Origin of the sequence: Pseudomonas sp. MF6394 (genome assembly GCF_002018845.1) — a bacterium.
GTDB lineage: Bacteria > Pseudomonadota > Gammaproteobacteria > Pseudomonadales > Pseudomonadaceae > Aquipseudomonas > Aquipseudomonas lactis.
In genome coordinates, this window is the sequence record NZ_MVOJ01000011.1 from 116,305 (window position 1) to 137,292 (window position 20,988).

The 20,988-nt window shown below is 60.6% G+C and carries 16 protein-coding genes; 14 read left to right on the forward strand and 2 right to left on the reverse strand.

Annotated features, from left to right (window positions below):
• Window positions 1-164 precede the first annotated feature (164 nt).
• From oxdA to MF6394_RS13815, 9 genes are all read left to right on the forward strand, one after another.
• Entirely contained in the window at window positions 165-1,223 is a 1,059-nt protein-coding gene (gene oxdA, locus MF6394_RS13775) for an aliphatic aldoxime dehydratase (protein ID WP_047710800.1), read from the forward strand.
• An 82-nt stretch (window positions 1,224-1,305) separates the two neighbouring features.
• A complete protein-coding gene (locus tag MF6394_RS13780; protein ID WP_044273676.1) occupies window positions 1,306-2,172 on the forward strand; it encodes a transporter in 867 nt (288 codons plus the stop codon).
• A gap of 169 nt (window positions 2,173-2,341) precedes the next feature.
• A complete protein-coding gene (locus MF6394_RS13785; protein ID WP_044273675.1) occupies window positions 2,342-3,856 on the forward strand; it encodes an amidase in 1,515 nt (504 codons plus the stop codon).
• A 75-nt stretch (window positions 3,857-3,931) separates the two neighbouring features.
• The gene (gene nthA, locus MF6394_RS13790; RefSeq protein ID WP_044273674.1) at window positions 3,932-4,525 is read left to right on the forward strand and encodes a nitrile hydratase subunit alpha; all 594 of its coding nucleotides are present in this window, start codon (window positions 3,932-3,934) and stop codon (window positions 4,523-4,525) included.
• A gap of 41 nt (window positions 4,526-4,566) precedes the next feature.
• Entirely contained in the window at window positions 4,567-5,223 is a 657-nt protein-coding gene (nthB, locus tag MF6394_RS13795; RefSeq protein ID WP_044273673.1) for a nitrile hydratase subunit beta, read from the forward strand.
• A complete protein-coding gene (locus MF6394_RS13800) occupies window positions 5,220-6,464 on the forward strand; it encodes a GTP-binding protein (RefSeq protein WP_078466843.1) in 1,245 nt (414 codons plus the stop codon). The genes nthB and MF6394_RS13800 overlap by 4 nt, the downstream gene beginning before the upstream one ends.
• An 18-nt stretch (window positions 6,465-6,482) precedes the next feature.
• Entirely contained in the window at window positions 6,483-7,775 is a 1,293-nt protein-coding gene (locus MF6394_RS34940) for a methyl-accepting chemotaxis protein (protein WP_047710797.1), read from the forward strand.
• A 69-nt stretch (window positions 7,776-7,844) separates the two neighbouring features.
• Window positions 7,845-9,485, forward strand: a complete 1,641-nt coding sequence (locus MF6394_RS13810) for an AMP-binding protein (protein WP_078466844.1) — start codon at window positions 7,845-7,847, stop codon at window positions 9,483-9,485.
• On the forward strand, window positions 9,482-10,063 hold the full coding sequence (locus MF6394_RS13815; RefSeq protein WP_078466845.1) for a TetR/AcrR family transcriptional regulator: 582 nt from the start codon (window positions 9,482-9,484) through the stop codon (window positions 10,061-10,063). The genes MF6394_RS13810 and MF6394_RS13815 overlap by 4 nt, the downstream gene beginning before the upstream one ends.
• 99 nt (window positions 10,064-10,162) lie before the next feature.
• On the opposite strand, the gene MF6394_RS13820 is transcribed toward MF6394_RS13815, so the two are convergent.
• Window positions 10,163-11,440 carry a DUF2254 domain-containing protein gene (locus tag MF6394_RS13820; RefSeq protein WP_078466846.1) on the reverse strand — a complete coding sequence of 426 codons (1,278 nt, stop codon included), beginning with the start codon at window positions 11,438-11,440 and terminating at the stop codon, window positions 10,163-10,165.
• Between the two features lie 103 nt (window positions 11,441-11,543).
• On the opposite strand from MF6394_RS13820, the gene MF6394_RS13825 reads away from it, so the two are divergent.
• The 5 genes from MF6394_RS13825 (at window position 11,544) to MF6394_RS13845 (ending at window position 19,237) form a co-directional block, all read left to right on the forward strand.
• On the forward strand, window positions 11,544-12,440 hold the full coding sequence (locus MF6394_RS13825; RefSeq protein WP_078466847.1) for a LysR substrate-binding domain-containing protein: 897 nt from the start codon (window positions 11,544-11,546) through the stop codon (window positions 12,438-12,440).
• A gap of 217 nt (window positions 12,441-12,657) precedes the next feature.
• The gene (gene mexE, locus MF6394_RS13830; RefSeq protein WP_034135660.1) at window positions 12,658-13,899 is read left to right on the forward strand and encodes a multidrug efflux RND transporter periplasmic adaptor subunit MexE; all 1,242 of its coding nucleotides are present in this window, start codon (window positions 12,658-12,660) and stop codon (window positions 13,897-13,899) included.
• A 12-nt stretch (window positions 13,900-13,911) separates the two neighbouring features.
• A complete protein-coding gene (locus MF6394_RS13835) occupies window positions 13,912-17,091 on the forward strand; it encodes an efflux RND transporter permease subunit (RefSeq protein WP_044273664.1) in 3,180 nt (1,059 codons plus the stop codon).
• A complete protein-coding gene (locus MF6394_RS13840; RefSeq protein WP_069558350.1) occupies window positions 17,088-18,503 on the forward strand; it encodes an efflux transporter outer membrane subunit in 1,416 nt (471 codons plus the stop codon). The genes MF6394_RS13835 and MF6394_RS13840 overlap by 4 nt, the downstream gene beginning before the upstream one ends.
• Before the next feature lie 209 nt (window positions 18,504-18,712).
• Complete coding sequence (locus tag MF6394_RS13845) at window positions 18,713-19,237, forward strand: hypothetical protein (protein WP_078466848.1); 525 nt, start codon at window positions 18,713-18,715, stop codon at window positions 19,235-19,237.
• Window positions 19,238-19,948: 711 nt separating this feature from the next.
• On the opposite strand, the gene MF6394_RS13850 is transcribed toward MF6394_RS13845, so the two are convergent.
• Complete coding sequence (locus MF6394_RS13850; protein ID WP_078466849.1) at window positions 19,949-20,971, reverse strand: AraC family transcriptional regulator; 1,023 nt, start codon at window positions 20,969-20,971, stop codon at window positions 19,949-19,951.
• Window positions 20,972-20,988 lie beyond the last annotated feature (17 nt).

Consider the following 20,988-nt stretch of genomic DNA (forward strand, 5'->3'; position numbering starts at 1 on the left):
GGCTTCTGCAACGGCGCGATCTCGCACCTGAAGAGTCGGCTTATTGGTTGATTGAATGGGGAACCATGCAGCTGCTGCACCGACGGCAGGTCGCCAAGCGCACCCTGCCGCCGACGCGCTGACGCCCACCCGTAGGCCTGAACCAAAATAACGAGGAGCTCAAGATGGAATCTGCAATCGACACACATCTCAAATGCCCACGCACCCTGTCCCGCCGCGTGCCCGAGGAGTATCAACCGCCTTTCCCGATGTGGGTGGCGCGCGCTGACGAGCAGCTGCAACAAGTGGTGATGGCTTATCTGGGCGTGCAGTATCAAGGCGATGCCCAGCGCAAGGCTGCATTGCAGGCGATGCGTCACATCGTCGGCAGTTTCAGCCAGGCCGACGGCCCGCAGAACTACGATTTGACTCAGCACACCGACAGCAGCGGCTTTGATAATCTGATTGTGGTCGGGTACTGGAAAGACCCTGCCGCCCATTGCCGCTGGTTGCGTTCACCCCAGGTGAATGACTGGTGGAGTTCGCCGGATCGCCTGGGTGAAGGCCTGGGTTACTTCCGCGAAATCACCGCGCCGCGCGCCGAGCAGTTCGAGACGCTGTACGCCTTCCAGGAGAACCTGCCCGGGGTCGGCGCAGTGATGGATGCCACCAGTGGCGAGATCGAAGAGCACGGCTACTGGGGCTCGATGCGCGACCGTTTCCCCATCTCCCAGACCGACTGGATGAAGCCCACGAGCGAGCTGCAAGTGGTCGCGGGCGACCCGGCCAAGGGCGGACGCGTGGTGGTGCTGGGGCACGACAACCTCACACTGATACGTTCCGGCCAGGACTGGGCGGATGCCGAGGCAGAGGAACGCTCGCTCTACCTCGATGAAATTTTACCGACGTTGCAGGACGGCATGGACTTCCTGCGTGACAACGGCCAGCCGCTGGGCTGCTACAGCAACAGGTTCGTGCGAAATATCGACCTGGACGGCAACGTTCTCGACCTGAGCTACAACATCGGTCACTGGCGCTCAGTGGAGAAACTCGAGCGCTGGGCCGAATCCCACCCGACCCACCTGCGTATTTTCGTGACGTTCTTTCGCGTGGCCGCGGGCTTGAAGAAGTTGAGGCTGTACCACGAGGTGTCCGTGTCCGACGCCAAGAGCCAGGTCTTCGAGTACATCAACTGTCACGCGCAAACCGGGATGTTGCGCGACGCCCTGCCGCCCACAGCCTGAGCGCCCTCGGCGTTTAACCCCCAGCTTCTACCGCCTTGCCACCCTTCACGGGTGGCCCGGGCGCCTGTGCGAGGAATAAACGATGAATAAGATCCGCCTGCTGACCCTCTCCACCCTGTTGCCCGCCCTCCACGCGAACGCGGGTGAAGTCGCGCCTGGCGACTACGAGCAATATCCGGTCGGCGCCACTATCGGGGCGATTTATTACCAGCACGCCACTACGGACTCGGCTTACGCCAACGGCCACAAGGCCAGCTCTGACTTCAGGGTGACCTCCGACGTCGGCATCCTGCGTCTGCTCCATGTGTATGCACTCAGCGACACGGTCACCATCGACCCGCAATTTCTTTTGCCTTTCGGCCACGTCTCCGGCGCAGGTGACGCCTCGGCACTGGGCAGTACTCGCGGCGTAGGCGACTTGATCCTCACCGCGCCGGTGAAATGGCGGTTCAACGAAGCCCGCGACACCCTCAGTATCGCCCCCTATGTGTATGTGCCTTCGGGCACGTATGACAAGAACGATGCGCTCAACCTCGGGGAGAATCGCTGGAAATTCGAACTGCAGAGTGCCTACGTCAAGCACTTCACAGAGAAATGGGCGATGGACCTGGTCGGCGGAGCGACCTGGTATGGCGACAACACCGATTACGGTGCAAATGCCGACCGCCTGAAGCAGGACGTGTCCTACGCCGCGCAGATCATGGGCCGCTACATGCCGGACGCCACCACCACCTTTGCTATTGGCTTTGGGCGTACCTGGGGAGGCGAGACAAACATCGAGCATGTCAATCAGGACAACGAGTTGGGCACCACCAACGTGCGTCTCACCGCCACCAAGTTCGTCACCCCCACCGACCAGGTGCAACTGCAATTGGGCAAAGACCTCTCGGTGGACAACGGCACCCGCGAAGACTTCCGCATGAACCTGCGTTACGCGCACATTTTTTAACGCCAGAAACTGCGAACGCGCGCCCCTGGCGCCAGGGTGTCCCGCTCAGCCAAGTCGATGTCTTTCTCAACCAAGCCACCGGCTGGATGCGCGGACTATCTTGAGCCCCAGGCCCGCTGATAGTGAGCATGCAGTGCTCTTAGGCCATTTACGATAAGGACAGCCAACCATGGCAATCGCTCGCCCCACCCTTGAACAGCTATTGGCTATTTCGAGCAGCCTGCACATGCAGCTCGATGCGCAGCAAGCCGATGAATACCTGGCGCTTATGCAGGCAAGCTTCGATGCCTATGACCTGGTTGACGAGCTGCCAGACTTCATCCCGCCGGTGCGTTATGAACGCAGCTCGGGCTATCGCCCCTCGGCCGCACACAACCCGCTCAACGCCTGGTACTTCCGCACCGAAGTCAACGGTGCACGCGAAGGCAAGCTGGCCGGTAAAACGGTCGCCCTCAAGGACAATATTTCACTGGCTGGCGTGCCCATGATGAATGGTGCCAAGCCGCTTGAGGGCTTCGTCCCCGCCTTCGATGCCACGGTTGTCACGCGTTTGCTGGATGCCGGCGCGACCATTCTGGGCAAGGCAACGTGTGAACACTACTGCCTGTCCGGCGGCAGCCACACCTCCGATCCTGCACCGGTGCACAACCCCTATCGCCAGGGGTTTGCCTCGGGTGGCTCGTCTTCCGGCAGCGCAGCACTGGTTGCCGCCGGCGAGGTCGACCTGGCCGTCGGCGGTGACCAGGGCGGGTCAATCCGCATTCCTTCCGCCTTCTGCGGCACTTACGGCATGAAGCCGACCCACGGCCTGGTGCCCTACACCGGCATCATGGCCATCGAAGCGACTATCGATCACGCCGGCCCCATTACCGCAAACGTGCGTGACAACGCCTTGATGCTGGAAGTGATGGCCGGCGCCGATGGGCTCGATCCGCGACAAGCCGCGCCACAGGTCGACGCTTACAGCGATTACCTGGAGCGCGGTGTCAGCGGACTGAGGATCGGCATCCTGCGCGAAGGTTTTGAACTGGCCAACCAGGACCCACGTGTGGCCGCGTGCGTACGTCAAGCCATTGCAGCGTTTTCGCGGCTGGGCGCGCAGGTCGAGGAGGTGTCGGTGCCTGAGCACAGCATTGCCGGTTCGCTGTGGCACCCCATCGGCTGTGAAGGCTTGATGATGCAGATGATGCACGGCAATGGGGCCGGTTTTAACTGGCAAGGGCTGTATGACCTCGGGTTGCTGGACCAGCAAGCCGGATGGCGCGATCAAGCCAATGACCTGTCCGCCTCTCTCAAGCTGTGCATGTTCGTCGGGCAGTACGGTCTGGAACGCTACAACGGACGTTTCTACGCCAAGGCACAAAACCTCAGGCGCGTGGCACGTGCCGGGTATGACGCCGCGTTGGCGCGGTATGACCTGCTGGTGATGCCCACCGTGCCGATCATCGCCCAGCCCCACCCGCAGCCGGGTTGCTCGGTTACCGAGTACGTGGCCCGTGCACTGGAAATGATCGGCAATGCCTCTGCCCAGGACATCACCGGGCATCCGGCCATGTCGATTCCCTGTGGTCTGGTAGACGGTCTACCTATCGGACTGATGCTGGTCGGCAAGCACTATGCCGAAGGCACGATTTACCAGGCCGCCGCAGCGTTCGAGGCGTCGGTTGACTGGAAAAACTGTTAGCCGGTAATCCCGCGCAGCGCAAAAAGAACAAGCCGCCAGGCGCTGCCCAGAAGCTCAACGATGAGGAGTCAACTTATGAGCGCACACGAAGCAACCACATCAACACCGGGCGAACGCGCGCAAGCGCTACTGCAGGTGCTCAAGCAGAAGGATCTGATCCCCGACGGTTACATCGAACACATGACACAGCTGATGGCGCACCAATGGAGCCCGGAGAACGGGGCTCGGGTGGTGGCCAAGGCCTGGGTAGACCCGCAGTTTCGCGAACTGCTGCTCAAAGACGGCACCGCGGCGTGCGCCCAATTTGGCTATACCGGCCCGCAGGGTGAATACATTGTTGCGCTGCCAGACACGCCCAGCGTGAAAAACGTGATTGTGTGCAGCCTGTGCTCCTGCACCAACTGGCCTGTCCTGGGCTTGCCGCCGGAGTGGTACAAGGGCTTCGAGTTCCGCGCCCGACTGGTGCGCGAAGGGCGCACCGTACTGCGGGAGCTGGGCACCGAGCTGCCGGCCGACGTCATCGTCAAGGTCTGGGACACCAGCGCCGAAACCCGCTATCTGGTGCTGCCTGTACGGCCCAAGGGCAGCGAATCGATGGATGAAGAGGCCCTGCGAAAACTGATCACCAAGGATGTCCTTATCGGCGTGGCGCTGCCTTACGTGGCGTAACCGGTGCCCTTTGTTTTTTGCATTTTTCAGAGGTATTCACAATGGATGGCTTTCACGATCTCGGCGGGTTTCAAGGCTTTGGCAAAGTCCCTCACACCATCAACAGCCTGAGCTACCAACCCGTGTTCAAACAGGACTGGGAGCACCTGGCCTACAGCCTGATGTTTGTCGGCGCCGATCACTTGAAAAAGTTCAGCGTGGACGAAGTGCGCCATGCCGTGGAGCGCCTGGATGTGCGCCAACATGTCGGCACCCAATACTACGAACGCTATGTCATCGCGACCGCCACCCTGCTGGTCGAAACCGGTGTGATCACCCAGGCGGAACTCGATCAGGCCCTGGGGTCGCACTTCAAGCTGGCGAACCCCGCGCATGCCAACGGGCGCCCAGCGATCACCGGCCGTGCGCCCTTTGAGGTTGGCGACCGGGTGGTGGTGCGAGACGAGTATGTGGCCGGGCATACCCGCATGCCGGCCTACGTGCGCGGCAAAGAAGGCGTGGTTGTGCACCGCACCGCGCAAAAGTGGCCGTTCCCTGACGCTATCGGCCACGGTGATCTGAGCGCGGCGCATCAGCCGACCTACCACGTCGAGTTTCGCGTGAAAGATCTCTGGGGCGACGCAGCAGATGAGGGTTTCGTGGTGGTCGACCTGTTCGAAAGCTACCTGGACCACGCCGATAGCACGGTGAACGCATGATGGACGGCGCCCTGACAGGCCGACTGCCGGTGACGGTGCTTTCCGGCTTCCTCGGCGCCGGCAAAACTACCCTGCTCAACCATATCCTGCGCAATCGTGACGGCCTGCGCGTGGCGGTCATCGTCAATGATATGAGTGAGGTCAACATCGATGCCGAGCAGGTGCAGCGCGACGTGGCGCTGCACAGGGGTCGCGATGAGTTGATCGAGATGAGCAATGGCTGCATCTGCTGCACGCTGCGCGCCGATTTGCTCGAGCAGATCAGCGCCCTGGCGCGCCAGCAACGTTTCGACTACTTGCTGATTGAGTCCACGGGGATCTCCGAGCCGATGCCGGTAGCCGAGACGTTCGCCTTCCTCGACGCGCAGGGCTTCAGCCTCAGCGAACTGGCGCGGCTCGACACCTTGGTGACGGTGGTCGATGGCAGTCGCTTTGAAGCATTGCTCCAATCGCCGGGCATCGTGGCCCGCGACGACGCACCCACGCGCCATCTGACCGACCTGCTGATCGAGCAAGTGGAATACGCCAACGTCATTCTCGTCAACAAACTGGACCTGATCGACGAGCCCGGCTACCAGGCCGTGCACGCGATCCTCGCCGGCCTTAACCCAAGCGCGCGGATCATCCCGATGGCTCAGGGTAACGTGGAGTTATCCGCCATCCTCGGTACCCAACTGTTTGATTTGCCCAGCCTTGCGGCCTCGCCCGGCTGGATGAAAAAAATGCAAACCGACGACGCGCCGGCCTCTGAATCGGACACCTATGGCGTGACCTCCTGGGTGTATCGCGAGCGTGCCCCGTTTCACCCACAGCGATTACTCGATTTTCTCCAGCAGCCTTGGCAAAACGGGCGCCTGTTGCGCAGCAAAGGTTACTTCTGGCTCGCCAGCAGGCACTTGGAAACCGGCCTGCTGGTGCAAAGCGGCAGGCAGTTCCAGTGGGACTACGTCGGGCACTGGTGGAACTTCATCGAGCAGTCGCAATGGCCGCAGGATGACTATCGGTTGCAGAGCATCATGGCCAAGTGGGACAGCATTGTCGGCGATTGCCGGCAGGAGCTGGTCTTTATCGGCCAGGACCTGGACACCCAAGCGCTGCAGCGCGCACTCGACAATTGCCTGCTGAGCGCTCAGGAAATCGCCGCCGGCCCCTCGGCCTGGCGAGCCCTGCCGGGGGCAGCAATCTTTGACTCCCAGGCCTTATCGGCGCCGATGTCGTCCGTGCAGGCTGACCCTATTTGACCGAGGTAGAGGTGCCCCATGCTCTTTTTCAGCCGAACCACCCGCTGCGTATTGGCGCCGCTCGCCGACCGACTGGAGCAGCCTGACCAGCCAGGCACACCGCTGTCGTCAAGCCACCCGTTGTTGCGCCGCATCCTGGCAAGCGTCGAACAACTGCTGCAAGAACGACGAACCCTCAAGGAGCAGGCCCGCGCACAGACGTTGGAGATCCGCCAACTGGAAGAGCGCCTGGCCCGCCGTGACCAGCTGGTGCGGCAGTGGGAGGCGCGCTGGACCCTGATCACACAGGGTGCAGGTGAACGGTTCTGGGAGCTGGAACTGGATGGCGCCGCCGCCCCCGCACCGGGTGCTGCGATGACGTGGACGGGGTCTGCGTCGAACCTGGCCCAGGCGATTGACCAGTTTGGCGGCTGGAGCGAACAACTGCACCCGGATGACCAGCCAGCGCATCGGGCGGCGCTCGCCCGGCACCTTGCCGATCGCAGCGGGCGTACGGCCTTTGCGCTCGACGTGCGGATGAAGTCGGCACTCGGCAATGACTATCGCTGGTGCCGGATCAGCGGAGCCGCCCGACGCGATGCGCAGGGCACAGCGCTTGCCATGGGGGGAACCGCGCGTGACATTCATGAACAGTACCTGCACCACGAGGCGCTCGAACTGGCGGCCACACGTTTCGACATTTCCCGAGAAATGCTGCACGACGGGCTCTGGGATATCGAGGTGGCGGCCGGCGACCCGGCGAACCCGAACAATACCATTTGGTGGTCTTCGCAGATGCGCCGGCTGCTGGGGTGCAACACGGTGGAGGAGTTCCCCAACACCCTGGAAAGCTGGACCTCGCGCTTGCATCCCGAAGATAGCGCACGGGCCATCGGCGCGTTCGTCGCCCATGTGGACGACCGCAGCGGCAAGACCCCATTCGATGTGGAGTATCGACTCAAACACACCAATGGCACTTACCGTTGGTTTCGCGGCCGGGGGCAAACCCGCCGCGCGCCGGACGGCTCGCCGCAACGGGTGGTGGGTGCCATCACCGATATCCATGCCCACCATGAAGAAAGTGCGATGCGCGAGGCGCAGGCGCAACAACACCAGGTGATGCAGGAAACCCTCACCAAGCTGACGCAGATTGTCGCCACGATCCAGGGCATTGCCAGCCAGACCAACCTGTTGGCGTTGAATGCCGCCATTGAAGCGGCGCGAGCTGGCGAAGCCGGTCGCGGGTTTGCGGTGGTTGCCGATGAAGTGCGTAAGCTGGCCACGCGGACCAGCCACGCGACCCAGCAAGCGGCCCAGATGATGGACCACTAGCGACAACCAGGCACCCGCGCAGCCTGCGTGGGCACAGCACAAATTCCAACAATAATAATCAGGTACGTTATGCGCGATTACGACTCAGCAGTCTCTTCCTTCGATTATCTACACCTGGCTGCCCAGGACTTGCACGGCGAACTCGGCGCCTTGAATGCCTGCATTGAATGCTGCGACCGGCACGCCCATGGCAATGCCGTGGCGTTGTATTGCGAAACGCGCGATGGCCGCGCCACGCAGTACACCTTCAGCGAACTGCAGGCGCACGCGGCGCGCTTCGGCAACTTCCTGCGAGCCCATGGCGTGCAGCCGGGGGATCGGGTCGCCGGCCTGATGCCACGCACGGTTGAACTGGTGATCGCCATCCTGGGAACCTGGCGCATCGGGGCGGTCTACCAACCGCTCTTTACCGCATTCGGTCCCAAGGCCATTGAACAGCGACTGGACTGTTCCAAGGCGCGCTGGATCGTGACCGACGCCTACAACCGTCCCAAGCTGGACGAGCTTCTCGACTGCCCCCACGTCATCGTGGCCGACGCCAACCCACAGCGCCCCAGCGACTACGCGTTTTGGGATGTGCTGGAGCATCAACAACCCGACTGCACACCTGAGCTGCTGGACGCCCGTGCGCCGTTCCTGCTGATGTGCACCTCGGGCACCACAGGGCCGGCCAAGCCGCTGGAGGTGCCTTTGAGCGCCATCCTTGCCTTCAAAAGTTATATGCGCGATTCAATCGACCTGCGCGAAGACGACCGTTTCTGGAACCTCGCCGACCCCGGCTGGGCCTATGGCTTGTATTACGCAGTGACCGGGCCACTGGCATGCGGCCGGGCCGCGCTGTTCCATGACGGCCCTTTCACCGTGCAAAGCACCAGCCGGATTATCGCCAAGTACGGGATCAGCAACCTGGCCGGCTCACCTACGGCCTTTCGCCTGCTGATTGATGCCGGGGCCGAGTTCGCCGACGCCGTGCGTGGCCAACTGCGTATCGTCAGCAGCGCCGGCGAACCGCTCAACCCGCAAGTCATCCGTTGGTTCGCCGAACAGCTCGGCGTGGTCATTCACGACCATTACGGCCAAACCGAAATCGGCATGGTGCTGTGCAATCACCATGGGTTACGCCATCAGGTACGTGAGGGTTCTGCCGGTTATGCGGTGCCGGGGTGCCGGATTGTCGTGCTGGACGATGCGCAACGGGAATTACCGACAGGCCAGCCGGGCGTCCTGGCGGTGGATCGTGAGCGCTCGCCCCTGTGCTGGTTCAACGGCTACCTTCACATGCCCACCAAGGCGTTTGTGGGCCGTTACTACTTGAGCGGCGATATCGTGGAGCTCAATGAGGACGGCAGTATCAGCTTTGTCGGCCGTAACGACGATGTGATCACCACGTCCGGCTACCGCGTGGGGCCTTTCGATGTAGAGAGCGCGCTTATCGAACATCCGGCGGTGGTCGAAACCGCGGTGATCGGCAAGCCCGACCCGCAACGTACCGAGCTGATCAAAGCGTTTGTCGTGCTCAACCGTGAGTACCTGCCCAGTGTCGAGTTGGCGGAAGTCTTGCGCCTGCATGTCCGACAGCGCCTGGCTGCGCATGCATACCCACGGGAAATCGAGTTCGTAGAGCAACTGCCCAAGACCCCCAGTGGCAAGTTGCAGCGGTTCATCCTGCGCAACCAGGAAATTGCCAAGCAGCAGGCACTCGACACATGAGGACGGCTCCCGCGCTCAGCCGGTCGGAGTTCCAGCGCAGAGCCCTGGAGCTGTTCAAGGAGCGTAGTTTCAGCCAGGTCAGCATGCGCGAATTGGCCGCGCATGTTGGCATCAGCCCGGGTGCGATTTATCACCATGTGGAGAGCAAGGAAGCCATGTTGTATGAGTGGCTGATAGAGCTGTATCAGGCCCTGTTGTCGCACGTCGATTGGATCAACACCCGTAGATTGACGCCTGCGCAACGCCTGGCAAAACTCATCGAAGGCCATCTTCAATTGCATGAACAGATGACCGGGCACTTCAAGTTGGCGGTCATGGACGCCAACTGCCTGGGCGCCACGATGCAGGCGAGCGTTGAGCGATTGAGGCTAGCCTATGAGTCGCAACTCATGAAGGTGGTCGGCCAGCAGGGCCATCAGCCCGGCGGGCCGTTGCGTGAGGGCGCGCTCACTGCGATTTTGCCCGTACTGAACAGCCTGCCCACATGGCTGAGCCCGACGATTGATCACTGTCAGCGTCGGCTTATTACAAAGACCATCGCCGATGCGGTCATAAAGGCCATTAATTCCCTACCTTGAGTGCCGCAGCCCAGCTCTGAAATGGCAACAGCAATGCAAAGCCAGGTATTTTGGGGATCCGTATAGCCTCTAAACGGCCCTTGCAGGCCCAATAGCCTCCTACACGCCTATCGCCTTGGCCAAGGCGCTTAGTCGCTCCTTCTCATGCTGCAGTGTCAGTGTTGCATGCGCGCGTGTGATGAGTTGGTCCGCCTGCCTAAGGCACGCCGTTTTGAACAGAACAGGGTTTATTTCGGCAAGGCTGATAAGGGCTTTCAACAGGCGAGCATCCACTTCGAACACACCTGCACCGTCTCTGCTGATCGGGGCGAAGAAATCCTCAAACAGATCATCGACGTTCAGCCCTCGAACAAATACCTGCTCACACTGCTGATCTGTCTGTCGGCCAGACCCGCCGGGCTTACCCCAGCATGTCAACGTTCTCACTCCCCGGCCAATCACATCAATAGCGGTACCTGGATCGTTGACGGCAGGTGACAACGCGCGCGAAGCGATTTCAGAGAGGACGCAGAGCCCGAAACGGGGATCGTGTTCGAATGTGCGACGGTTACCGATGGTCAGCGTAGACAGGATCTTTTCCCTGGTGGCCTGTGTGCCATCGTCTTGCCTGGTGCCCAGGCTGACCACGTGCAACAGTGGCATGCCTTCGTGTACGAAGGTTCCCGGCACCACCTCCAGGTAAATATGCGTGCAGTCGTGCTGCGCGATAGCGCCCAAGGTCAACACGTCGATATGCTGCACATAGCCCGTCTGCTCACTTTCGATGGTCATTGCGCCGGGGGCCAGAGCGTGATCGGTCGGGTAGGCTGCAGCGCCGAGGCAGGGCCATTGGGCGCGTTGTCTGATGGCCGCCATGGCCGCTTTTTCGACGCGGTCGATGGTTTCACCTACCCTGCCGAGCTTGGACAAATGGTCGATCCACCGCAGCAGGGTGTAGACCACCAGTACAACCACGGCGATGGTCACCGCGAACAGCAGCACGCGACCCTGCGCGCCGTAGGCGCCGGTGCTCAGGGCAATGATGCCTACCAGGCTGAAAAGAAATGAGCCAATGAACGTAGCGAGGGCGTTTTGCGTCGTAGTGTCTTCCATCACCAAAGTGGTGGCTCGCGGGGTCACACCACTACTTGCGGCACCGTACGCGGTGACCATCGTGCTCAACGAAAAGGTCGTGACGGCCAGCATGCTGGACGCAATGATGCCCAGAATCTTGTCCACCGCATCTGCACCGATGCGCGTGGGCAGGGACTCGGGAACGAAGTCTTTGAACACAACGGCAAGCAGTGCCGTAGCGACCCCTAGAAGCGAGAACAAGGAGGCTCTGAACCACAATCGCTTAGTGAGACGATGGGTTGCCCAGCGCAAACGGTCGATCATGTGGTGCCCTCGGTGACTGCGTCGATTTGAACGGAGTGTACATGGCTGTCGATACTGGCTAAGTTGAATTAATCCTGGCCATCTCAAAAATGGAACACTGCCCATGTTCGACCTCAACGAACTCTTCCTCTACGCCAAGGTGGTCGAGCACGGCGGCTTTGCGGCGGCGGGCCGTGCGCTGAACCTGCCCAAATCGACCTTGAGCCGCAGAGTCAGCCAGCTTGAAGCCAGGCTGGGGGCGCGGCTGATACAACGTTCGACGCGCCAGTTCCAGGTCACCGATATCGGCCAGGCCTATTATCGCCATTGCGTGGCGATGATTAGCGAGGCCGAGTCAGCCGAAGATGTGATTGCCTTCAACAAATCAGAGCCGCGCGGTGTGATCCGCTTGAGCTGCACCACCGCACTGCTCAACTACTGGGTGGCGCCGATGCTCGCCCAATTCATGGCGCAATGCGCCAGCGTCGAACTGAACGTGAAAAGCTTCAACCGCAAGGTCGACATCATCAGCGAAGGCTATGACATGGCCTTGAACCTGTGTTTCCCACCGCTGGAAAGCAGTGAGCTGGTCATGAAGGTACTGGCTAAAAGTCCTCAGGTACTGGTGGCGAGCGCGGCTTTTTTGCAGGACACTCCCCTGCCCTTGTTACCGGCTGACCTTGGCGGGCTGGCGACTATCCACTGGGGCAACCCGTTGCTTCAGTACCTGTGGGACTTGACAGGGCCTGACGGCGCGACGGCCCAGGTCGCGCACACGCCACGCCTGGTCAGTGATGACATGTCGACCCTGAAAAACGCGGCACTGGCCGGCGTGGGCATCGCCAACCTGCCGCAGGTCGTGGTGAAAGACGAACTGGCCGATGGCCGCCTGATTGCCGTATTGCCTGAATGGCAACCCGCTGAAGGCGTGATCACCGCCGTGTTCCCCTCCAGGCGTGGGCTCATGCCGTCAGTGCGGTCCTTGATCGACTTTCTGGGCGAGGCGTTTGAGGCGCCGTGATGCGCCCTCGCGTTGCTGGGAAAGTTCCTTGCACCCTCAGCAACAGTCTTTTGTCATCAATCACATTGATAGCTCCCTAACAACCCCCCCATGCTAGAGGGCTGACTCCGCGCTTATATCATTCCGAATGATAGTTACCTTTGCTTCATTCGATTCGTGACCTAGCACCTCCCCGCGCATGATCCGCCCATCTCAAATACATTGGCGGATGCACCTCATGGAACAGTCACTCAAACATTTGCGCTTCCCCTTGGCGATCTTGGCCGTGGTGGTGATGAGCGCGTGCGGCAAGTCCCCGGAACAAGCGGCCGCCATGCCTCCTGCCAAGGTCAGTGTGGCCAAGGTGTTGGAACAACCGGTCAACGAATGGGACGAGTTCACCGGGCGCCTTGAAGCGCCGGAAACCGTGCAGATTCGTCCGCGAGTGTCCGGCCAGATTGACCAGGTGGCGTTCACCGAAGGCGCGCTGGTGAAGAAAGGCGACCTGCTGTTCCAGATCGACCCTCGCCCGTTCCAGGCCGAAGTGCGCCGCCTCGAAGCCCAGCTTGCACAGACGAAAGCCGCCGCCACCCGCAGTGAAAACGAAGCGCAACGTGGCGAGCGCCTGCGCCAGAGCAATGCGATCTCCGCCGAACTGGCTGACTCGCGCACCACCGCCGCCCAGGAAGCCCGCGCCGCCATGGCCGGGATCCAGGCGCAGTTGGACCTGGCCAAGCTGAACCTGAGTTTCACCCGCGTGACCTCGCCCATCAGTGGCCGCGTCAGCCGTGCCGAAATCACCGCCGGCAACCTGGTCACCGCCGATACCACTGCGCTCACCAGCGTGGTGTCCACCGACAAGGTCTACGCCTACTTCGACGCCGATGAGCGCGTGTTCCTCAAGTACACCGAACTGGCCCGTGAAGGCCGGCGTGGCGCAACCACCCCTGTGTACCTGGGCCTGTCCAACGAAACCGGCAACCCCCACCTGGGCCAGATGAACTTCGTCGACAACCAGGTCAACCCGGCCACTGGCACCATCCGTGGCCGTGCGGTGTTCGATAACAGCAAGGGCGAATACACCCCTGGCCTGTATGCGCGCTTGAAGCTGGTCGGCAGCGGCACCTATTCGGCTGTGTTGATCAATGACGAAGCGGTCGGCACCGACCTGGGCAAGAAATTCGTGCTGGTGATGGACGGCGACAAGCCGGCTTATCGCGCGGTGGAACTGGGGCCGAAAATCGAAGGTTTGCGCATCGTGCGCAGCGGCCTGACCAAGGACGACACCGTGATCGTCAAGGGCCTGCAGCGTGTGCGCCCAGGCTCGCCGGTCGCGCCGGAAACCATCCCGATGGCCAGCAAGGAAACCCTCGCCGCCTTGGCCCAACAACGACAAGCGCTTGAAGCCAGCAACCTGGAGCAAGTGGCGCCGGAAAAACCCGCGCCCAAGCTCGCAAGCGTCGCGACTCCACGCGGTTAAGGGATACTCAAGATGAATTTTTCCAAGTTCTTCATTTCACGGCCGATCTTCGCAGCGGTGCTGTCGCTGTTGATCCTGATCGCCGGTGCGATCTCGCTGTTCCAACTGCCGATCAGCGAATACCCGGAAGTGGTGCCGCCGACTGTGGTGGTACGCGCCAACTTCCCGGGCGCCAACCCCAAAGTCATCGGTGAAACCGTGGCGGCGCCGTTGGAGCAAGCCATCACTGGCGTCGAGAACATGCTGTATATGTCTTCGCAGTCCACTGCCGACGGCAAGCTGACCCTGACCATCACCTTCGCCCTGGGCACCGACCTGGACAACGCGCAGGTCCAGGTGCAAAACCGTGTGACGCGCACCCAGCCCAAGCTGCCAGAGGAAGTGACGCGCATCGGTATTACCGTGGACAAGGCCTCCCCCGACCTGACCATGGTGGTGCACTTGACCTCCCCGGATCAGCGTTACGACATGCTGTACCTGTCCAACTACGCGATCCTCAATATCAAGGATGAACTGGCACGCCTGGGTGGCGTTGGCGATGTGCAGCTGTTCGGCATGGGCGACTACTCCCTGCGCGTGTGGCTGGACCCGAACAAGACCGCCTCACGCAACCTGACCGCCACCGATGTGGTCACGGCGATCCGCGAGCAGAACCGTCAGGTGGCTGCCGGTGCCCTGGGCGCGCAACCTGCGCCGAGTGACACCAGCTTCCAGTTGTCGGTGAATACCCAGGGCCGCCTGGTCACTGAGGAAGAGTTCGAGAACATCGTGATTCGCGCCGGCGCCAACGGTGAAATCACGCGCCTCAAGGACATCGCCAGGGTCGAACTGGGCTCCAGCCAATACGCGCTACGCTCGCTGATCGATAACCAGCCCGCCGTCGCGATTCCGATTTTCCAGCGTCCCGGCTCCAATGCCATCGACATCTCCAACGATGTGCGCAGCAAGATGGCCGAACTGAAAAAGAGCTTTCCGGCGGGGATGGATTACCGCATCGCCTATGACCCGACCATCTTTGTACGCGGTTCCATCGAAGCGGTGGTGCATACCCTGTTTGAAGCACTGATCCTCGTGGTGCTGGTGGTGATCCTGTTCCTGCAGACCTGGCGCGCCTCGATCATCCCCCTGGTGGCGGTGCCGGTATCGTTGATCGGTACGTTTGCGGTGATGCACCTGTTCGGGTTCTCACTTAACGCGCTGTCATTGTTCGGCCTGGTACTGGCCATCGGTATTGTGGTGGACGATGCCATCGTGGTGGTGGAGAACGTCGAGCGCAATATCGAGCTGGGCCTGGAGCCCTTCCCGGCAACCGAAAAAGCCATGAGTGAAGTGACCGGCCCCATCATCGCCACGGCGCTGGTGCTGTGTGCGGTGTTCATTCCGGCCGCCTTTATCAGTGGCTTGACCGGGCAGTTCTACAAGCAGTTCGCCTTGACCATCGCGATCTCAACCGTGATCTCGGCATTCAACTCCCTGACCCTGTCCCCTGCCCTGGCCGCTGTGTTGCTGCGCGGTCACGACGCACCGAAGGACCGTTTTTCCAAGTTCCTCGATAAGGTCTTCGGTGGCTGGCTGTTCCGTCCCTTCAACCGCTTTTTCGAAAAAGCCAGCCATGGCTACGTAGGCACCGTGCGCCGAGTGATTCGCGGCAGCGGTATTGCGTTGTTCGTCTACGCAGGTTTGATGGTGCTGACGTTCTTCGGGTTTGCCCACACGCCGACCGGTTTCGTACCGGCCCAGGACAAGCAATACCTGGTGGCCTTCGCCCAATTGCCCGACGCCGCAAGCCTGGACCGCACCGAAAACGTGATGAAGCGCATGTCGGAGATCGCCCTGAAACAACCCGGCGTGGAAGCTGCGATCGCCTTTCCGGGCCTGTCGATCAACGGGTTCACCAACAGCCCGAACAGCGGCATCGTGTTCGTGACCTTGAAGCCCTTCGATGAGCGCAAAGACCCGAGCATGTCCGCCGGTGCGATTGCCGGTGCACTGAACGGTCAATACGCCAATATCGAAGAAGCCTACATGGCGATCTTCCCGCCGCCGCCGGTACAAGGCCTGGGCACCATCGGTGGCTTCCGCCTGCAGATCGAAGACCGTGGCAACCTCGGCTATGACGAGCTGTACAAAGAAGTGCAGAACGTCATCGCCAAGAGCCACGGCGTGCCTGAGCTGTTCGGCCTGTTTACCAGCTATACGGTGAACGTGCCGCAAGTGGACGCGGCCATCGACCGCGAAAAGGCCAAGACCCACGGCGTGGCGATCAGTGACATCTTCGACACCCTGCAGGTCTACCTGGGCTCGTTGTATGCCAACGACTTCAACCGCTTCGGGCGCACCTATCAGGTCAACGTGCAGGCTGAGCAACAGTTCCGCCAGGACGCCGACCAGATCGGCCAGCTGAAAGTGCGCAATAACAGAGGCGAGATGATCCCCCTGGCGACCTTTATCAAGGTCAGCGACACCTCGGGCCCGGACCGCGTGATGCACTACAACGGCTTCATCACCGCAGAAATCAACGGCAACGCCGCGCCGGGCTACAGCTCTGGCCAGGCCCAGGCCGCGATTGAAAAACTGCTCAAAGATGAACTGCCCAACGGCATGACCTACGAGTGGACCGACCTGACCTATCAGCAAATCCTCTCGGGCAATACCGCGCTGTTTGTGTTCCCGCTTTGCGTACTGCTGGCGTTCCTGGTGCTCGCCGCCCAATACGAAAGCTGGAGCCTGCCACTGGCGGTGATCCTGATCGTACCGATGACGCTGCTGTCGGCCATTACCGGGGTGATCATCTCGGGCGGCGACAACAATATCTTCACCCAGATCGGCCTGATCGTACTGGTGGGCCTGGCGTGCAAGAACGCGATCCTGATCGTCGAATTCGCCAAGGATAAACAGCAGGAAGGCCTCGACCCGCTCGCCGCGGTACTGGAAGCCTGCCGCCTGCGTCTGCGGCCGATCCTGATGACTTCGTTCGCATTCATCATGGGTGTGGTGCCACTGGTGCTTTCCAGCGGTGCAGGCGCCGAGATGCGCCATGCCATGGGCGTGGCGGTGTTCTCCGGGATGATCGGTGTGACCTTCTTCGGTCTGTTGCTGACGCCAGTGTTCTACGTACTGATCCGTCGCTATGTCGAGCGCAGTGAAGCGCGCAAAGCGGCCAAGGCCTTGAAGCTGGAGACACAGCAATGAGTGTGAAAATATTCCTGCCGAGCTTGTTGGTACTGGCGCTCGCCGCCTGTGCCGTAGGCCCGGACTACAAGACCCAGCCACTGGAGGCGGCCAACATCACGGCCGCCGCCGACACCAAGAGCTACGACCACGCCAAGTACGAAGGCATCTGGTGGCAGCAGTTCGACGACCCGACCCTCAACCAGTTGGTGACCCAGTCCCTGAGCGGCAACCGTGATTTGCGCGTGGCCTTCGCCCGTCTGCGGGCGGCACGGGCCATCCGTGATGATGCGGCCAACGACATCATGCCGGTGGTCACCTCCCGCGCCAGCAGCGATGTGGGCAAGGGCCAGATTCCCGGCCAGACCACCAAGCGTGTCAACAGCGAGCGCTACGACCTGGGCCTGGACATGGCCTGGGAAGTGGATTTGTTCGGGCGTATCCGCCGCAACCTGGAAGCCAGTGACGCCGACCAACAAGTGGCCGAAGCCGACCTGTACCAACTGCAAGTCACCATGATTGCCGAACTGGTGGACGCCTACGGCCAACTGCGCGGCGCGCAACTGCGTGAACGCATCGCCCTGGACAACCTGAAGAACCAGCAGGAGTCGCGCACCATCACCGTCAGCCTGCGCGATGCCGGCGTGGGTGATCAGCTTGACGTCGAACGCGCCGACGCCCGCCTGGCAGCGGTTGAAGCCAGCGTGCCGCAACTGCAGGCCGAACAAGTGCGTGAGCGCAACCGCATCGCCACCCTCCTCGGCCAGCGCCCCGACAAGCTGAGCGTGGACCTGAGCCCCAAAGACCTGCCAGCGATTGCCAAGGCGTTGCCAATTGGCGACCCGGGGCAACTGCTGCAACGGCGCCCGGACATCCTCAGCGCCGAACGCAAACTGGCCGCCGCCACCGCACGTATCGGCGTGGCCAAGGCCGACCTGTTCCCACGGGTGAGCCTCAGCGGTTTCCTCGGCTTCACCGCCGGGCGCGGTTCGCAGATCGGCTCGGCCGCCGCGAATGCCTGGTCCCTTGGCCCGAGCATCACCTGGGCCGCATTTGACCTGGGCAGCGTGCGCGCGCGTTTGCGCGGTGCGAATGCCGAAGCCGATGGCGCCTTGGCAACGTATGAACAGCAAGTGCTGCTGGCGCTGGAAGAGTCCGAGAACGCCTTCAGCGACTACGGCAAGCGCCAGCAACGTTTGGTCTCGCTGATCCGCCAAAGCGAATCCAGCCGCGCCGCCGCCGACCTCGCGGCGATCCGCTACCGCGAAGGCACCGTGGACTTCCTGGTCCTGCTCGACGCCCAACGCGAACGCCTGGCCGCCGAAGATTCCCAGGCCCAGGCCGAAGTGGATCTGTATCGCGGCATTGTGGCGATCTACAAGGCGTTGGGTGGAGGCTGGCAGCCGGATACGGTGGTCGCCAGCAACAAGTGAGGTAAAGAGCTCCTTTGGTTGGTCGCATCCAGCCAATTTTTAGCCCTGCGGTCCATTCGGTCGCGGGGCTTTTTTTGCAGCCGTTGCGGTCAATTTTCTATATTTGTAATCCGAATCTGAAAGAAACTTCCCAAATATTTAGATGAGCTAAATATCCCGTGCAGCACGTCGATAGCAGGGTGAACCGTTCATCCATTAAGGAGACGAGCATGGACATGAGAGTGGTAATGCCTAGTGTGCTTTCAAAGCAGACGGATGCTTTTGTAATTAAAAATCCAGAGAGAACGACGAATACGTTTACTGTTACCGAGGAAGCTCAGGCGGCTGAAGAGTTGCGAATATCGAAGCGAGCGCAGCTCACGGATTTAAAAACGTTTCTAAAAAACTATGATATGACGTCCATCAGCACGGATGAACTTAAGAAGGTAGGAAGACGACTATTCGAAAGCAACATTATCGATGAACAAGCATTTCTTATTTTCATCGCTGGCGACGGAGCGTCGGATGCCAACGGTAGGCAAACGAACACACATGTGAAATTCAATGCTATAGCGCTGTTCGACGAAAAACTGCAGGATTATCTGGCCTTTGTGGACAGCAACCCAGACGTAAGGCGCTCACAGGGCATTCCTGAATATATACAAGGCATGGTAGATGCTAATCGAGCGATTAACGCTCTATTATATTTCGCCCACTCTTCAAAAGACGATTTATCGGTGGAAGAGCATGCCTGACTGGGAAAAAGCAGTGTGCTACAGGTGTCGCGGCACACTGCTTTTCCTGTCACTTAACGCCCGTATCTGACGGTTCCTGAATAGGTTTTTGATACAGCCTCAGGATTATGCACCCTGACTCGATATGTACCGAAAGACCCCAGCCAAGAAACGCGAGGTGACAAAGGATTAGCCGCTACCTTTGTCCAAGCGGAGCCAACTTCGCGCTCAATAGAAATTTGAGGAGCCCGACCCGACCCACCGGTTGAAACCATGGCATCAATGTTCGCGCCAGAACAACCGTTGCTACCGGTTATCGTGAATGGGCCATGGGCGGTTATTTCACTATCCGGCTCGACTATTCCGCCAAAGCTTTCGGAAACACTCAAGCACAGTGCAGACGCTTGAGCAGACAGCAACATTAACGCAGCAAAGGGTAATGCAATTAAACTTCTCATAAGCTCACCATAAAGTCTGTCTCGAGAACTTAACGCATGAAGGTCACTATCACCCCTCCTCACTCATCAAATGCGATCCCTCACCGTTAAGAGTGCGATCCATCCAAACTGAAACCATTCATGATTTGGTGCCAGTCGCCGGGTAGGATCGTATGTAAAACCGTACTCGATTTTTTGCTCCGAATATGCCAGCCACTTCCTAAAAACAATAAGGATCGTTCTGTCATACTTAAGTGAAGGGCGCTGTCAGTTGCTTCCTAGTCCCGCACTCGGCTTACTTCTCAGGCGTTATTTCATTCAAAATCAAACTCCGATAATGCCCGGGATTCGATCCAGACCACTTACGAAACGCCTTATAAAACGAACTCGCATCGGCAAACCCCAACCGCGTGGCAATTTCGGCAAAGCTGATCTGCGGTTCAGCCAGCCATACAATCGCCAGTTCCTTGCGCACGCTGTCCTTGAGCCCCTGATAGGTCTGCCCCTCTTCCGCCAAGCGGCGGCGTAGGGTGGACGCAGAAATACACAACCTGGCGGCAAGCCCCTCGGTTTCCGGCCAGGTGTCGGGGGGCATCTGCCGAAGGTCGTGCTTGATGCGCGTGGCGAGGCTTTCGGGGTCGCGATATTTGACCAGAATGTTAGCCGGTGCATGGGCCAGGAACCGTTGGAGCTCCTGCGGGCTGCGCTTGATCGGCAGGTCCAGGCAATCGGCGGAAAAGATCATGCGGGTGCGGGGTCGATCAAAGCGCAGGTTGTCAGAGAACATCACCTGATAATCGTCACAGAAGTCCGGCTGCGCGCAACGCAGCTCAATGGCGAGAATCGGAATGCGCCGCCCCGCCAGCCAGCAGGCGACGCCGTGGACGATCATCCAGTAGGTAAAGTAGGTAAACGCACGCTTGGGCTCATCAGACTCGAGCAGGACAATTTCCGCCAGGCTCTGTTGGCGCACCAACTGGGCTGGCAGGTGCTCCAGCATCAGTGAGAGAAACCCCAAGCCGGTTTCCAGGCCCGCCGCCAGGCTGGGTTGCGCCATGGCGGCGCGACACAGGAACGCCAGGCTGCCGGACTTGAGCTTGCGCGGGTCCATGCCAAAGAACTCATCGTCCCTGCGCCGCGCCAGCAAACGCCACAGGCGTGCATAGGCCGTGGCCGCCACGCGAGCGTCGGGCGGCTCAAGCAACGCCGGGGCAATCCCGACTTTGCTCAATGCCTCAACGGTGGCGGCTCCCGGCGCGCAACTCTGCAACAACGCTTCGCGCACGAGGTGGATGGAGATGGTGTCTTTTTCCGACATGGGGCGTTGAGCTGTCC

Excerpts from the sequence above, each read along its gene's own strand:
- oxdA (WP_047710800.1), top strand. The coding sequence starts at position 165 with ATGGAATCTGCAATCGACACACATCTCAAATGCCCACGCACCCTGTCC.
- MF6394_RS13780 (WP_044273676.1), top strand. The coding sequence starts at position 1,306 with ATGAATAAGATCCGCCTGCTGACCCTCTCCACCCTGTTGCCCGCCCTC.
- MF6394_RS13785 (WP_044273675.1), top strand. The coding sequence starts at position 2,342 with ATGGCAATCGCTCGCCCCACCCTTGAACAGCTATTGGCTATTTCGAGC.
- nthA (WP_044273674.1), top strand. The coding sequence starts at position 3,932 with ATGAGCGCACACGAAGCAACCACATCAACACCGGGCGAACGCGCGCAA.
- nthB (WP_044273673.1), top strand. The coding sequence starts at position 4,567 with ATGGATGGCTTTCACGATCTCGGCGGGTTTCAAGGCTTTGGCAAAGTC.
- MF6394_RS13800 (WP_078466843.1), top strand. The coding sequence starts at position 5,220 with ATGATGGACGGCGCCCTGACAGGCCGACTGCCGGTGACGGTGCTTTCC.
- MF6394_RS34940 (WP_047710797.1), top strand. The coding sequence starts at position 6,483 with ATGCTCTTTTTCAGCCGAACCACCCGCTGCGTATTGGCGCCGCTCGCC.
- MF6394_RS13810 (WP_078466844.1), top strand. The coding sequence starts at position 7,845 with ATGCGCGATTACGACTCAGCAGTCTCTTCCTTCGATTATCTACACCTG.
- MF6394_RS13815 (WP_078466845.1), top strand. The coding sequence starts at position 9,482 with ATGAGGACGGCTCCCGCGCTCAGCCGGTCGGAGTTCCAGCGCAGAGCC.
- MF6394_RS13820 (WP_078466846.1), bottom strand. The coding sequence starts at position 11,440 with ATGATCGACCGTTTGCGCTGGGCAACCCATCGTCTCACTAAGCGATTG.
- MF6394_RS13825 (WP_078466847.1), top strand. The coding sequence starts at position 11,544 with ATGTTCGACCTCAACGAACTCTTCCTCTACGCCAAGGTGGTCGAGCAC.
- mexE (WP_034135660.1), top strand. The coding sequence starts at position 12,658 with ATGGAACAGTCACTCAAACATTTGCGCTTCCCCTTGGCGATCTTGGCC.
- MF6394_RS13835 (WP_044273664.1), top strand. The coding sequence starts at position 13,912 with ATGAATTTTTCCAAGTTCTTCATTTCACGGCCGATCTTCGCAGCGGTG.
- MF6394_RS13840 (WP_069558350.1), top strand. The coding sequence starts at position 17,088 with ATGAGTGTGAAAATATTCCTGCCGAGCTTGTTGGTACTGGCGCTCGCC.
- MF6394_RS13845 (WP_078466848.1), top strand. The coding sequence starts at position 18,713 with ATGGACATGAGAGTGGTAATGCCTAGTGTGCTTTCAAAGCAGACGGAT.
- MF6394_RS13850 (WP_078466849.1), bottom strand. The coding sequence starts at position 20,971 with ATGTCGGAAAAAGACACCATCTCCATCCACCTCGTGCGCGAAGCGTTG.